General features: G+C 44.9%; 11 protein-coding genes and 1 other RNA gene. All 12 read left to right on the forward strand.

Features of this window, described 5'->3' with window-relative positions; all coding sequences use genetic code 11:
• The first annotated feature begins 2 nt into the window (after positions 1–2).
• The 12 genes from recJ (at position 3) to AAV90_RS07460 (ending at position 14,821) form a co-directional block, all read left to right on the forward strand.
• Positions 3–2,819 (forward strand): single-stranded-DNA-specific exonuclease RecJ, encoded by a 2,817-nt coding sequence (gene recJ / locus AAV90_RS14070; RefSeq protein ID WP_052729664.1) that lies wholly within the window; start codon positions 3–5, stop codon positions 2,817–2,819.
• Between the two features lie 5 nt (positions 2,820–2,824).
• Positions 2,825–4,999, forward strand: a complete 2,175-nt coding sequence (locus tag AAV90_RS07415) for a RelA/SpoT family protein (protein ID WP_046497274.1) — start codon at positions 2,825–2,827, stop codon at positions 4,997–4,999.
• A gap of 2 nt (positions 5,000–5,001) precedes the next feature.
• Positions 5,002–5,451, forward strand: coding sequence for a D-aminoacyl-tRNA deacylase (gene dtd / locus AAV90_RS07420; protein WP_046497278.1), 450 nt, complete (start codon positions 5,002–5,004; stop codon positions 5,449–5,451).
• A gap of 13 nt (positions 5,452–5,464) precedes the next feature.
• A complete protein-coding gene (locus tag AAV90_RS07425; RefSeq protein WP_046497281.1) occupies positions 5,465–6,085 on the forward strand; it encodes an MBL fold metallo-hydrolase in 621 nt (206 codons plus the stop codon).
• A 139-nt stretch (positions 6,086–6,224) separates the two neighbouring features.
• Complete coding sequence (hisS, locus tag AAV90_RS07430) at positions 6,225–7,487, forward strand: histidine--tRNA ligase (protein ID WP_046497284.1); 1,263 nt, start codon at positions 6,225–6,227, stop codon at positions 7,485–7,487.
• Positions 7,488–7,507: 20 nt separating this feature from the next.
• Positions 7,508–9,268 carry an aspartate--tRNA ligase gene (gene aspS, locus AAV90_RS07435; protein WP_046497287.1) on the forward strand — a complete coding sequence of 587 codons (1,761 nt, stop codon included), beginning with the start codon at positions 7,508–7,510 and terminating at the stop codon, positions 9,266–9,268.
• A 133-nt stretch (positions 9,269–9,401) separates the two neighbouring features.
• Positions 9,402–9,576, forward strand: a non-coding RNA gene (gene ssrS / locus AAV90_RS14445) — 6S RNA.
• A gap of 123 nt (positions 9,577–9,699) precedes the next feature.
• The gene (locus tag AAV90_RS07440; protein ID WP_046497290.1) at positions 9,700–10,431 is read left to right on the forward strand and encodes an endonuclease III domain-containing protein; all 732 of its coding nucleotides are present in this window, start codon (positions 9,700–9,702) and stop codon (positions 10,429–10,431) included.
• On the forward strand, positions 10,394–11,695 hold the full coding sequence (locus AAV90_RS07445) for a phenylacetate--CoA ligase family protein (RefSeq protein WP_046497292.1): 1,302 nt from the start codon (positions 10,394–10,396) through the stop codon (positions 11,693–11,695). The genes AAV90_RS07440 and AAV90_RS07445 overlap by 38 nt, the downstream gene beginning before the upstream one ends.
• Before the next feature lie 15 nt (positions 11,696–11,710).
• Complete coding sequence (locus tag AAV90_RS07450; RefSeq protein ID WP_046497294.1) at positions 11,711–12,139, forward strand: ACT domain-containing protein; 429 nt, start codon at positions 11,711–11,713, stop codon at positions 12,137–12,139.
• A 215-nt stretch (positions 12,140–12,354) separates the two neighbouring features.
• Positions 12,355–12,849, forward strand: coding sequence for a hypothetical protein (locus tag AAV90_RS07455; protein WP_046497295.1), 495 nt, complete (start codon positions 12,355–12,357; stop codon positions 12,847–12,849).
• Positions 12,850–12,865: 16 nt separating this feature from the next.
• Complete coding sequence (locus AAV90_RS07460; protein ID WP_046497297.1) at positions 12,866–14,821, forward strand: hypothetical protein; 1,956 nt, start codon at positions 12,866–12,868, stop codon at positions 14,819–14,821.
• Positions 14,822–14,837 lie beyond the last annotated feature (16 nt).

The following is a 14,837-nucleotide window of genomic DNA, read 5'->3' on the forward strand; positions in this document are numbered from 1 at the left end:
AAATGAACAGCATTTGGCTTTTAAATACTTGTGATGACCAGTTGGCACGAAAAATCAGTACTGACCTTAATATTTCCCTTATATTAGCTCGGCTTTTGGTTCAGCGGGGCATAGCCAGCCCGGAGGCAGCCAGGAAATTTTTGAATCCAGATCTAGTGAACTTGACCGATCCCCTGACAATGAACGGTATGCAGGCTGCGGCAGACATCATACTAAAAGCTCTGCATAATAAAGATAAAATCGTTATTTACGGTGATTACGATGTTGATGGAGTCTGCAGTGTCGTTATTATAAAAGAATGTCTACAGCGGCTGGGCTACAATGCTGACTACTATGTGCCCGATCGTTTTTTGGAAGGGTATGGGTTAAATAAGGAGGCGATCCTGGAACTGGCCGGGCTGGGCTATAAACTCATCATCACGGTAGACTGTGGGATAGCCTCAGTTGAAGAAACAGAATTGGCTCGCCAATTGGGTATGGATTTGATTATTACCGATCACCACACACCTCCGCCGGATCAACCCAATGCTAACGCAATTATTAATCCCAAGAATGATAATATACCCGCTATAAATGATCTAGCCGGGGTTGGGGTCGCTTATAAACTGGCTTGCGCTCTGCTGAATCTCCAAGGTAAGGGAGTTGGACAGGAATGGCTTGAGCTGGTGGCTCTGGCTACAGTGGCCGATATGGTACCACTTATTGAGGAAAACCGCATTTTAGTCAAATACGGACTTAAAGCCCTGGAGAAAACTGAGCGGCCGGGTTTACAGGCTTTAATTAACAAGACGTCATTATGCGGAAAAGAATTAGAAACCTGGCATGTTGGCTTTATGCTGGCTCCCCGTCTAAATTCTGCCGGTCGGCTGGATTCTGCCCGCACCAGTATAGAACTTCTGCTAAGTCGGGAAGAATCCCAGGCTGACCAATTAGCAGCCCGACTCTGTGCCCTAAATGATGAGAGAAAAACGATTGAAGATTCAATTTACCAGTTGGCTGTAGCTGATATTGAGAGCAATAAGGCGTATGTCAGTAAAGGCTATATAATTACGGGGGGGGAACACTGGCATGAAGGGGTTATCGGCATAGTAGCCTCACGTCTGGCAAATCATTATAATCTTCCGGCAATCGTCATTTCCTGGGATGGGGATAAAGGCAGGGCATCGGCCCGCAGCTCGGCTAATGTAAACCTCTATCAAGCCCTGACGCACTGTCAGGATACTTTGGAAAAATTCGGCGGGCATAAGATGGCGGCCGGTTTGAGCCTCAAGAAGGAGAATTTGGCTGCTTTTGAGCAAGCTTTCCGGGAATACCTAAACGATGTGGAATCAGGAAGACTTGATGGGGTAATTTATACGGTGGATATGGAACTTGATCAGGCTGCGATAAACCCGCATTTAATTAAAGAAATTAAGAGTTTAAGACCTTTTGGTGAAGGCAACCCAGTGCCCCGATTCATTTTAAGGGGCAGCGAAATACATGAGCCCACTTTGGTAGGAGCGCAAAAAGAACACTTTAAATTTAAAACCGGCAGCAATTATGTGGAGTCCATTGCCTTTCATAGATCAGATTTGATGACTCCGGTAATAAAAACCTGTAAACACGATATGGTATTTGAGTTAAGTGAAAACGTCTTTCGGGGACGCACCAGCATACAGTTAAAAATAAAAGATATGAAGAGTTCCTGCTGTCCGGATTACTTTCCAGGCAAGGATAATAAATCTTTGGAGTTATTGTCAGCCATTCAGCGGTCAGCTTACGAACTTGCTAAGGATCATCCGGTGCTTTTTGTCTATCCCGGTTACCGCAGCCTCAGAAAACATATTGATCTTTTGCAGGGATTAATAAAAGCGGATCAGTTAAAGGAAATGCATGGGTTATTGCCAGCGGGACAACGTAATTCTATCCAAAATCAGTTTGAATCCGGTCAGACCAAAATCTATCTGACTACCCAAGCCTTTTTGAATTATTACTGTGACCATAACCGGCTGCCGGAAAAGCTGCGCTACACAGTCTTTTTATGGACAACCGAAAAACCTAAGCTAGAGGCTTTTCAGAACACCTTTACGGAGATCTTTATTATCAACAATCATCAGCCCGAGATTTTAATATCACCTTCGGATTGGAATTCCCTTCCGACTGATCGAACGGTCATATATGCGAACCGCCCCTCTACAATCAAGAAGTTGTTTAAATCCCAAAATGGGATGATGATAGAATCAGGTTTAACTGATGTGTGGCAAAGGATGACAGTTAGGCAAAGGTTTAGCAAGGCTACAGCCGGGATGCTCCTGTTTGACGGAACTCACCCTACAGGCCTTGCGCAAATAGGGAAGATTGACAATTTTATTTTGGCCGACAGTCCTTTTGGCCACTATGAACTGGCGGCGGTGGCTGATTATTGGGATGGAGACGAGATCCCGCTTAAATTGTCTTTTACGAAACAGGATTTGCAAAAAAACCGAGCCTTTTTGGAGCGGATGTATCCGGAAGGCGAATTGGTAGAAAGAGTGTGGCGGCAGTTACGGCGTCAAATAAAAACCAAGCTGCGGATCACCGAAGCAGAACTGGCGGGGCGCCTTGAAAAAGATCTGCACAGGCCAATACATCCCCTGGAACTGAATTCAATACTGTGCATACTGGCTGATCTGGACTTGTGCCAATTTGAGAAAAGCGGTAGTATTATGGAAATAAAGCTGTTGCCAACCGATTCGGCTAAACGAAGCCTGCAGGAATCCCCCTACTACTTGGAAGGACGGGAAGAAAAAAAGCTGTTGGTAAAATGGGAACAACATATTAATACTAATCTGGTACGGTGATATTATTGGGAGTTCAGCTAATTAACGACAAAGTAAAGCAATATGATAGCAATGCCAATTTTGAGTTGATTGAGAAAGCCTACTACTATGCTGAAGCTGCTCATTTGGGTCAAAAGCGGATTTCCGGTGAGCCCTATTTTATTCATCCGGTTGAAGTGGCACTCGTTTTGACGGAAATTGAAATGGATACGGCTTCAATCTGTGCTGCTCTTTTGCATGATGTAATAGAAGATACTCACTACAGTTACCGTGACCTGGAGGAAGAATTCGGCGAGGAGATTGCCTTGCTGGTAGAAGGGGTTACCAAGCTTAGCCGCATTGAGTTCAAATCCCGGGAGGAAGCCCAGGCCGAAAACCTGCGCAAAATGTTCATTGCTATGGCCAAGGATATTCGGGTTATCCTTATAAAACTGGCTGATCGTCTGCATAATATGCGCACCCTGTCATATCAACCTGAACACAAGCAAAAGGAAATTGCCCAGGAAACCATGGATATATTCGCCCCCTTGGCTCACCGTCTTGGAATATTCAAATTCAAGTGGGAACTAGAAGACCTGTCCTTTTTATATCTCGATCCTGAAATGTACTATGAAATTGCCCGGCGTCTCAAAGCTAAACGTCGGGATAGAGAAGCATATGTCAACGAGTTGATTGCGCGTATTTACACAGGTTTAGATCAAATCGGCATTAAGGCGGATATTGCCGGCCGTCCGAAGAATATTTACAGCATTTATAAAAAAATGCTCAAACAAAACAAGAATATTGATGAAATATACGACAAAATCGCCATTCGGGTCATCGTAGACCATGTCCGGGATTGCTACGGGGTATTAGGGATTATTCATACCATGTGGAAGCCCCTGCCGGGTCGTTTCAAGGATTATATCGCTACACCCAAACCTAATATGTATCAATCCCTGCATACTACCTTGATCGGGCAGGGAGGAGAGCCTTTCGAGGTACAGATTAAAACCTGGGAGATGCACCGCACGGCGGAAACAGGTATAGCCGCCCATTGGAAGTATAAAGAAGGCGAGACCAGCAAAGATAAAAAATTTGATGAAAAGCTGGCCTGGCTGCGCCAGATTTTGGAATGGCAGCAGGATGTTAAGGATACCAGCGAATTTATGGAATCCTTAAAGATTGACCTTTTCGATGATACCGTCTTTGTCTTTACCCCTAAAGGGGCGGTTTTTGAATTGCCCAAAGGTTCCTGCCCGGTTGATTTTGCTTACCGCGTCCATACCGAAGTCGGACATAAATGTATCGGTGCCAAGGTAAACGGCAGGATTGTTCCTCTGGATTATATATTGAGCAATGGCGATATCGTTGAAATATTGACTTCTAAAAATTCCAATGGCCCCACCCCGGACTGGCTTAATTTTGTCAAAACTTCTTCGGCTAAAAACAGGATAAAGCATTGGTTTAAGCGGGAAAAACGCCAGGATAACATTATAAAAGGGCATGACTATCTGGAAAGCGAGTTGAAAAAGAAACACCTTGATCCCCGTGAATTAATGAAAGAAGCCAAACTGATAGAAGTAAGCGCCCGCTTTTCCCTTACTAAAGTTGACGATCTTTATTCTGCCCTGGGTGATGGCAGCCTGACTGCAAATCAGGTTATAAACAAGATAAAGGATATGTACTTTCAGGACACACAACTGGAAGATATCCTAAGTGTAACTGTGAATACCAGTGTACCAAAAGAACGGGAAACCGCATCAATCAAAATAAAAGGCGTAGACGATGTTTTTATAAGGCTGGCCCGCTGTTGTAATCCCCTGCCCGGCGATGACGTCCTGGGTTATATAACCCGGGGAAGGGGAGTATCAGTACACCGCCGGGACTGCCCTAACCTGCAGAATTATTTGCGTACAGAAAAAGACCGTATTATGCAAGTAGAATGGGCCAATGAAAAAGGGGTTTATGTGGTGGAACTGGAAGTCAAAGCGATTGATCGCGCCCGCCTGACCACGGATGTTATGAATGTTATTGCCGATAGCCGGGTACAGATAAATTCAGTGTTTTCGAGGGTAAGCAAAAACGACCTGGCTTTAATTAATTTAAAATTGGAAGTAAAGGATATGGGCCATTTTAATGCCGTAAGGCAAAGGATTCAAAAGGTAAAAGATGTACTGGAAGTAAGAAGGGTATTGCCGGGAGAGGTTAAAGGGGAATAATTATGAGGGCAGTCGTACAAAAGAGTCAACGCAGTAGCGTAAATATTAATAATGAGGAAATAGCCTGTATATCCTACGGTTTGGTGGTATTACTGGGAGTTAAAAAAGGTGACACGCGGTCTGACGCCGAATATATAATGGATAAAATAATTAATTTAAGAATTTTTGAGGATGAACAGGGCAAAATGAACCGCTCTCTGCTCGAGGAAGGCGGAGATCTGCTTATGGTAAGCCAGTTCACTCTGTACGGTGACACACGCAAGGGACGCAGACCGAGCTTTACTGCCGCAGAAGATCCCGAGCCAGCCCGAGAACTTTTTGCATACTGCTTAGAAATTGCCAGGAATCAGAATATCAGGGTGCAAGAGGGTGTTTTCGGCGCCCATATGCAAGTAAATATAAGCAATGATGGTCCCTGTACCATATTATTGGATAGTGAAAAAATATTCTGAAGGGAGTTTTAATGTGATCTTAACAGGTTTGGAAATCAGTTCTATGGGAGAAAATTGCTATATTGTGGGATGTGAAGAAACCAGAGAAGTAGCGGTTATTGATCCCGGCGGCAATCCCCGGGCTATAGTTAACCTGCTGGAAGAAAACAATTTTAAGGCAGTATATATTATAAACACCCACGGACATATTGATCATATCGGCGGCAATAAAGAGGTCAAGGAGGCTACCGGGGCCAAGATATTGATTCATGAAGCCGATGCTAAGATGTTAACCAGTTCCGCTGCTAATTTTTCCTTTCTATTTGGCAGCAAGATTGTCAGTCCTCCGGCCGACCAGTTCATCAAGGATGGGGATGTTGTAAAAATTGGCAATACGGTTGAACTGCTGGTCATCCATACACCAGGTCACAGTCCGGGCGGGATCTGCTTAAAAACCGGAAACATAATATTTGTGGGTGATACCCTTTTCCAGGGTTCCATCGGCAGAACCGATTTTCCCGGGGGCTCCCACAAGCAACTGATTCGGATGATCAAAGAAAAGCTCCTTTGCTACGATGATGACGTTGTCTGTTACCCCGGTCACGGTCCGGCCACTACTATTGGTTTTGAGCGGAAACACAACCCATTCCTGTAAAAACCATAGCAAACCATGAGTCAGGGTCGTTTCCTGGCTCATTTTTTTTGGTTAAACAGTACTGCCGGGCGGGGATTGCTGCAAAGTTGACAAGCTTTAGGCCTTAAATTAGAATTATCCCAGGAACGGAGGATGAAAGATGCAAGCAAAAGCTCCGCGGGGGACCTTTGATGTAATGCCAGGGGAAATATTTAAATGGCACCATATTGAGAAAACTATAAAGGAAACCGCTGAAATTTTTGGTTACTCGGAAATTAGAACCCCCATATTTGAACATACCGAACTGTTTGAACGGGGAGTCGGTGATACCACCGATATCGTCAGCAAGGAAATGTATACTTTTAAAGATCGATCCAATCGTAGCCTTACTTTGAGGCCGGAGAATACAGCTTCCTGCGTCCGTGCGTTCATTGAGCACAGTGTCGCCGGCGGTATATTGCCGGCCAAATGGTATTACCTAGGCCCCATGTTTCGTTACGATCGTCCCCAGGCCGGCCGCTATCGTCAATTTCATCAGTTTGGGGTAGAAGCCTTTGGCAGCAATAATCCCCAATTGGACGCGGAAATCATCAGCCTATTGCTGCAGATTCTTACCAAACTGGGTTTACAAGACTATGAATTACACTTAAATTCCGTGGGTTGTCCACAGTGCCGGGAAGTATACCGCAAGCAACTGGTAGGGTATATCGGTCCATTTAAAGATCAATTATGCGCCGATTGCCTGGCACGCTATGAAAAAAATCCGCTGCGGGTTTTAGATTGTAAAGTGCCTTCCTGCCAAGAAGCCATCGCGGGCTTTCCATATATTTATGACTATCTCTGTGCGGATTGTCTGGAGCATTATAGCAAGCTTAGAAATACCCTTGATGATAATCAAATCGATTACGTTCATGATAACCAATTGGTTAGAGGTCTTGATTATTATACCAATACAGCCTTTGAGGTTCATATCCCCCAGATAGGGGCGCAGAGTGCGATAGGTGGGGGCGGACGTTACAATGGATTGGTTAAAGCCTGTGGGGGGCCGAACATTCCCGGGATTGGCTTTGCCATGGGCCTGGAAAGATTGCTGCTGGCCCTGGAAAGTCTGGATGACCAACAATACAAAGACCATAAGTTGGATGTATTCCTGGCCGTAATGGATGGAAAATATGAAGCTCAGTCGGTAAAGATATTAACACAACTTCGCCAAGCCGGTATTAAGGCTGATAAAGACTATAATGGCCGCAGCGGCAAGGCTCAGATGAAATATGCCGATAAACTAGGGGCCCGCGGGGTCATATTACTGGGTGAAGATGAGATGCGGCGGAATATATATACATTGCGCAATATGGACTCTAAAGAACAGATTGAAGTACCAGCGGATCATTTAATTGATGCCATTAAGAAGTTTCTTATATAGAGTGGGAGGATAAAACAGTAATGAAAAGGACTCATAGTGCCACAAGTCTTAGTATGGAAAACGTTGGGCAGGAAGTTGTCGTAAACGGTTGGGTAAATACCCGCAGAGACCACGGCGGTCTTATTTTTATCGATCTTAGGGATCGCTCCGGAATAATCCAAATCGTTATTAACCCGGAACTAAATAAAGAAGCCTTTCATCTGGCGGAAAACGTTCGTAGTGAATACGTGATAGCGGCCCGGGGCAAAGTGCTGGCCAGGTCTGAAGCTACCGTTAATCCCAATCTGAAGACTGGCCGCATTGAAATACATATTGAACAGATGGAAGTTTTAAATACGGCTAAAACCCCTCCGTTCTATATCGAAGATGGCATTGAAGTTGATGAAATTCTGCGGATGAGATATCGTTACCTGGATTTACGCCGCCCGGAAATGCGAGACAACCTGATGCTGCGTCACCGGGTGATAAGTACCATGCGGGAATTTCTTGATAAAGAAGGATTTATCGAAATCGAGACTCCCATGCTGGGCCGCAGCACCCCGGAAGGCGCCCGCGACTACTTGGTTCCCAGCCGGGTGCATCCAGGTGAGTTTTTTGCCTTGCCCCAATCCCCTCAGCAATACAAGCAAATCCTGATGGTAGCCGGTATGGAGAAGTATTTTCAGATAGCGCGCTGTTTCCGGGATGAGGATCTGCGGGCAGACCGGCAACCGGAATTTACTCAGTTGGATATAGAAATGTCTTTTGTCGATGAAGAAGATATTATAACCTTAATCGAAGCCCTAATGAAAAAAGTGTTTAAAGAATCAAACCAGATTGATATCACCACACCTTTCCCCCGCATCACCTATGACGAGGCGATGTTAAAATACGGAAGTGATCAGCCCGATCTGCGCTTCGGTTGGGAAATTCAGGACATTACCGAACTAGTCAAAGATGTAGATTTTAAAGTATTTTCCAGTGCCATTGCCGCCGGAGGAGTGGTACGGGTGTTAAATGCCAAATCATGTGGTTCCTTTACCCGTAAGGAAATCGATGAATTGGGCAGGATAGCCGTTGCCCACGGTGCCAAGGGCCTGGCCTGGATAAACGTACGTGAAAACGAGCTAAACTCTCCCATCATCAAGTTCTTTAGTGAGGAACAAATTCAGTCCATCCTGACGGCTTTGGATGCTCATCCGGGTGATTTATTGCTGTTTGGAGCTGACCAGGCAGAGGTGGTTGCGAAAGTCTTGGGCTCGCTGCGCCTGGAACTTGGTAAACGCCTAAAACTATATGATGAAAGTACGTTTTCTTTTAATTGGGTAGTTGATTTTCCCATGTTTGAGTTTGACAAAGAGGAAAGGCGCTTTGTGGCAGTTCACCATATGTTCACTTCTCCCCGGAATGAAGATATTCCGTTATTGGATACTGCACCTGCCCAGGTAAGAGCTCGATCCTATGATCTGGTCTTAAACGGGATTGAAATTGGTGGAGGCAGTATAAGGATTCATCGCCGGGATTGGCAGGAAAAAGTATTTTCCCTGCTAGGTTTAAGCCCAGATGAAGCCCGTGATAAATTCGGATTTATGCTGGAGGCTTTCGATTATGGCACCCCTCCGCATGGAGGGATTGCTTTTGGCGTAGACCGTATGGTGATGTTGATGCGACAACGGGATAGCATCCGTGATGTAATAGCTTTTCCCAAAACCCAGAGCGCTTCCTGTCCTATGACATCTGCACCTTCGGCAGTAAGCCCTCGACAACTAAGGGAATTGTCCCTTAAGATAAGGGACAAATAATTATTACATACTTGGCAGTAAAGGCAGCAAGTTATGGGGAATATTTCCTGAGCTGATACGTGATTGCCTACGTTGAAGCCTACGACAATTTATGATATACTGACTTCAGGAAAAAACATATTTACGTTCAGGACTATCCCTGCTGCGTACGTGATAGCCGTGTAGTTTTTGCCAACACAAAAACTATGGGAGTCCGTACTTCGTATCTGACTTGCATGCCCATCTGCTGGGACACAAACAGGACACGAGAGGACACCCACCTGCATTGCAGGTTAAAACTTGCGGCGCCACGGCTCAGTGGGGTTTTTTTGTGGAGAAACGCTCCTGAATAAGTTTATTAAAAGAGCAATTTGATTGCCTAAGTATTGTCCCCATCCCGTGCGTGTGATAGATATAATAATCACAGAAATATTAATTATAGGAGTATATTTATGACAACGCGTGATGATAAAATAATAGATATTTACCGGTTGTTGTTGGGGCATTTTGGACCTCAAGGCTGGTGGCCGGCCGAAAGTACCTTGGAGATAATTCTAGGGGCCATACTCACCCAGGCAGTAGCCTGGAAGAACGTAGAAAAAGCCTTGGAATCTCTAAAGACCAACCATAAGATATCAATTCCGGCTATTCTTAATACGCCTCAAGACGAGCTGGCAGAGCTCATTAAACCAGCGCTATATCATCGCCAAAAAGCCAAAAAGGTCATCATAATGATGGATTTTATTGATAAAAACTACCATGGTGATTTTGAGCTGATGTTTCAGGAACCGATGTTAAAGTTGAGACAGGAACTTTTGGCTCTATGGGGGATTGGTGAGGAGACGGCAGATTCAATATTGTTGTATGCAGGAAATTACCCTGTCTTTGTAGTAGATACATATACCTGCAGGATATTTTCCCGCTTGGGACTGGTATCGGAGAAAATCAGTTATGGTAAAATGCAGGGATATCTTATGGAGCGTCTTCCTGAAGAGGTACCGTTATATAACGAATATCATGCTTTGCTGGTTGCTTTGGGGGCTAATTACTGCCGAAAAACCACACCTTTATGTTCGCAATGTCCCCTTATACTAATTTGTAATTATTACGAAATCATGCAGGAATATACCGAAAGGAGTAGAACTAATGATATATTGGGATCAGGAAAAGGAATGCATGTCTAGGCAGAGCTTGGCAGAGCTTCAGCTAAGAAGGCTTAAAGAAACCGTTTTTCGGGTCTATGCCTTTGTCCCGGCATATCGAAACAAGATGGATGCCCGGGGGATTAAGCCGGATGATATTAAATCATTGGAAGACATCAAACATCTGCCCTTTACGGATAAGCAGGACTTAAGAGACAATTATCCTTTTGGATTATTTGCAGTTCCCATGTCAGATGTGATTAGAATTCATTCGTCCTCCGGCACGACCGGCAAGCCGACCGTAGTGGGCTATTCCAAAAGAGATTTGGATACCTGGTCGGAATTGATGGCCCGGGCTCTTACAAGCGCCGGAGCCACCAAAAAATCAATTATTCAAAACGCTTATGGTTATGGACTTTTTACCGGGGGATTAGGTGTCCATTATGGAGCTGAGAGGGTAGGAGCTTCAGTTATACCAAGTTCGGGTGGTAATAGTAAACGTCAGATTATGCTGATGCAGGATTTTGGCACTACCCTTTTGACTTGCACCCCATCGTATGCCTTATTCATGGCTGAAATCATGGAAGAAATGGGAATTAATCCCACGGATTTAAAACTGCAATCCGGCTTATTTGGGGCCGAACCATGGTCTGAAAATATGCGTCGCGAAATAGAATTAAAACTAGGAATTAATGCCTTTGACATTTATGGCTTAAGCGAGATTATTGGACCTGGCGTGGCAATCGAGTGCGATTGTAAATGTGGGCTACATATTGCAGAAGATCATTTTATCCCAGAAATCATTGATCCAGTAACGGAAGAAATATTGCCGGACGGTTCCCAGGGTGAATTGGTGATTACCACGATAAGCAAAGAAGCCCTGCCGATTATTAGGTATCGAACCCGTGATCTTACCACCTTAAATACTGATGCCTGTGCCTGTGGCAGAACCCATGCCAGGATGCAAAAAGTTTTGGGACGTTCAGATGATATGGTGATCATAAGAGGCGTGAATGTATTTCCGTCCATGGTAGAAAGCGTTCTGCTGGATATCCCTGGAGTAGAACCCCATTATCTTTTGATCGTGGACCGTTTAGGCAATCTGGATGTACTTGAAGTCCAAGTAGAAGTATCAGAGCAGATATTTAGTGATGAAGTAAGAAAACTTGAAGATCTGGGCAAACTTATTACCCGGGAACTAGAAAGTGCTTTGGGGGTAAATGTTAAAGTTCGTTTGGTAGAACCAAAAACGATTGAACGCAGTGAAGGCAAGGCTAAAAGAGTAGTTGACAGAAGAAATATTTAAAGGAGGTATGGACTTATGTCTAAACAGCTTTCAGTTTTTTTAGAAAACAAAGCAGGCAGATTATCCAGCGTTACCAAGGCATTGGGAGAAGCTCGTATTAATATCCGGGCCCTGTCTATCGCTGATACGTCTGATTTTGGCATTTTGAGATTGATAGTCAATGATCCCAATAGAGCCTATCAGATACTGAAAGATGCAGGTTTTACAGTCAGTGAAACTGAAGTAATCGCGGTTCGCGTCCAGGATACCCCAGGTGGTTTGGCAACAGTTCTGGAACAAATGTCTGATGCCAACCTGAATATAGAATACCTATACGCCTTCCTAGGTACGTCTGAAGATGATGCTCTGGTTATTTTTAAAGTAGAAGATATTAAGAAGGCCCGCATCGCTTTTAAAGAAAAAGGAATTCAGTTTCTTGAAGAACAGGAATTATACCAGCTTTAAAACCCCAACCGAGTATCTTCCTGCAGACATACCTGCAGGAAGATACGAATCCTCGTACACATCTAATTATCACAGACTCTCATCACAGCATTGCTAGTATTAATACTAATACCTATTAAAGATATTAAGTTTATTTTTAGTGCCCCTTAATAGCAGCAATATTCAGACTATTTACGCACCAAAAGTCAGAAAAATGCTACAAAGGAGGTGAATCGATGAAAAAAGCTATTGGTCTTGGTTTGCTGGTAGCAGTATTTTTTGCTGCATTCATTATGGCCAAAGATTTTATCGCTGTGAGCTCATTTTATATGGCTGCTGTGGCCATGGCTATGTTTGCTGTGCTGGGTCCGTTTGGTGATTATTTTAAAACGGCTATTTCCATGCTTTTAGGGGTTGTTACAGGTCTGGCAGGTATTCTGGCTCTGGTAGCCGCCATGCCCCTTCCGCCTGATAATCTGATTTATGTAGCCCTGGTCAGCGGGTTATCCTTATTCGTACTTGTCTTACTGTCTACCGTAGGACTAAGAATTGACGGAATGTTCTTAGGCTGGGCGGCCTACTTTGCTTCTGTCTATGGTACCTATACCACCAATGCGGCATCCCTGGCAACCGGTGCTATACCAGCTGCGGTAGGAGTGTGTGTATCTCTGCTGGTGGGCCTTATCATGGCAAATCTGATTATTAGGATTGCCATGGCCACAAATCAATAAGGAAGGAGGGAAAAGCATGCTACGACACAGTAAAGTAAAAAGCTACATAATCCTGTTGCTCGCCCTGTTGCTGGTTATGGCTCCGGTTTTCTCAGTAAATGGAGCCGGTGGCGCCAATGTGAGCAAGGTACAGGATAATGAACTTGTAATATCCACCCTTAACGATACCGGCAGTATTGACGATATCAAGGTATTATCGCATATGCGGGTTTCGGGAAACGGTAATGTAACGATTCAAGATCAGAGTCAATACAAGTTAAAATCGGTACGAAATCTCTATGGTTCAGAAAAAATCACCCAAAAAGATGGAGCTCTGGGAATAAACTTTAAACTGGGCAGTGGTGAAGGCCACCAGGATGTCTACTACCTGGCTGCCCTGGATAAAAATGAAATATCTCGGGCAACTATGCCGGTGAGCATCAAAGTTAGCTATTTCCTGGACGGACAGCAGATTAAGCCATCCAAATTAGCAGGCAAAAGCGGTCATTTAAAGATTGTCTGCGAGGTGGAAAACCTCACCGGCAGTAAGAAAACACTGGAGTTTAAGAACAATAAGGGTGAAATGGTCAAGAGTGAAGCCATGGTTTATACACCTTATGTCGTATCTTTGTCCGGTTGGGAATTTGACAACAAAAAATTCTCCGCCATTCAAGCTCCTGGAGTAGCTGAGGAATCACCGGAAGGAGTCATAGTGGATGTACAGGGCAAAACCTCGGTAAGTTGGTCGGTACCCTTGGTTCCGCCCAAATACCCGGCCAAGCAATATGTTGTACTGGAAGCCGATGCCAAAAAGATTGAGCTCCCCAGCTACAAGATTGCTGTGATCCCTATCGTTCCAACCACTTCGGAAATTGATTCCCTAGGGACAGTGCAGGAGAGCTTCGGCAAGCTTTATGATGCTTTTGACAAGATTCAAGGCGGAGTTGGAACCCCTGCGCAAGATGCTACCCTGTTAAATGGGCTGAATGCGGTTAAAAACGGCCTAGGGCAGGTAAGTGATGGTATGGGTTCGCTGGTTGAAAAATTAACCGCAATTCGTTTAGGCTTATCAAACCCCAAATTTGATGTTGGCACTTATAATTCAGCTACCGGAACCGATGCCAAAGGCAACACGCCCGCGGTTCGCGAAGCTATTACGATAAGCAAAAACGCTCTGGATGAAAAGATTACGCCCGCCCTGGAAGGCCAAAAGAAAGTGCTGACGGTTATGGAAGCTACTATGGGCAAGCCAGGCGGTGAAGTGGTGCAACCCAGTTTAAGTACGAGTCTGTATAATGATGTGAGTTTCATGCAAGGCCTGGTTAAAGGTACTCCGGCTGAAGATGTTATAACCAAGGCTATGGCTCCCAAAATAATGGCCATGGGAGCAAATCTGGGTGTATTAAGAGATGGCGGCAACCTGGTTACAGCGGGTGGGAGCATGCCTTTCCCGGCCAGTATTAATGCTATTGCAGCCGGAGTGGAACAGATCTCGTCAGGTCTTGGCAAAGCCAATAGTGGCGTAGGCATGATAGCCCTGGGATTAGGTCAAATTGGTGCAGATGGCAAGCCGGTTAAAGTAATGATGGATGGAAAGCCCGGCAGTATTTTATATGCCCTGGCTTATCTGCAGGAATCGATCGACGGCAAGATGGTTCCCGGAATCGACATGCTCAGTGAAGGAACGGCCAAGATCGGAGATGGTTCCAGCCAGGCTAAGGAAGCCATTACCGGCGGATTAGAAAAAATGATGGCAGCTCCGGCGATAGTGTCCGCACTAAAAGACAATGCGAGCCAAGCCAATAGCTTCCTGGGTAAACCGGAAGGTGCCGAGGGCACAGTTGCTTATGTGTTCCAGACCCCGGAAGTCAATACCGCAGCTTCTGCTATGAATTACGGTTTGGGAGCCATTGTGCTGGCACTCATTATCCTGTTTGCCATCGGGCGGCCCAAATCACCAAGTCAGTTTACCGAAGTGAACAAGGAAATGTAGAGTATTATTTGGATGG

It is taken from the genome of Syntrophomonas zehnderi OL-4, from assembly GCF_000983115.1.
In the GTDB taxonomy this organism is placed as follows: domain Bacteria; phylum Bacillota; class Syntrophomonadia; order Syntrophomonadales; family Syntrophomonadaceae; genus Syntrophomonas_B; species Syntrophomonas_B zehnderi.

Excerpts from the sequence above, each read along its gene's own strand:
- aspS (WP_046497287.1), top strand. The coding sequence starts at position 7,508 with ATGAAAAGGACTCATAGTGCCACAAGTCTTAGTATGGAAAACGTTGGG.
- AAV90_RS07455 (WP_046497295.1), top strand. The coding sequence starts at position 12,355 with ATGAAAAAAGCTATTGGTCTTGGTTTGCTGGTAGCAGTATTTTTTGCT.
- AAV90_RS07445 (WP_046497292.1), top strand. The coding sequence starts at position 10,394 with ATGATATATTGGGATCAGGAAAAGGAATGCATGTCTAGGCAGAGCTTG.
- AAV90_RS07450 (WP_046497294.1), top strand. The coding sequence starts at position 11,711 with ATGTCTAAACAGCTTTCAGTTTTTTTAGAAAACAAAGCAGGCAGATTA.
- AAV90_RS07460 (WP_046497297.1), top strand. The coding sequence starts at position 12,866 with ATGCTACGACACAGTAAAGTAAAAAGCTACATAATCCTGTTGCTCGCC.
- dtd (WP_046497278.1), top strand. The coding sequence starts at position 5,002 with ATGAGGGCAGTCGTACAAAAGAGTCAACGCAGTAGCGTAAATATTAAT.
- hisS (WP_046497284.1), top strand. The coding sequence starts at position 6,225 with ATGCAAGCAAAAGCTCCGCGGGGGACCTTTGATGTAATGCCAGGGGAA.
- AAV90_RS07440 (WP_046497290.1), top strand. The coding sequence starts at position 9,700 with ATGACAACGCGTGATGATAAAATAATAGATATTTACCGGTTGTTGTTG.
- recJ (WP_052729664.1), top strand. The coding sequence starts at position 3 with ATGAACAGCATTTGGCTTTTAAATACTTGTGATGACCAGTTGGCACGA.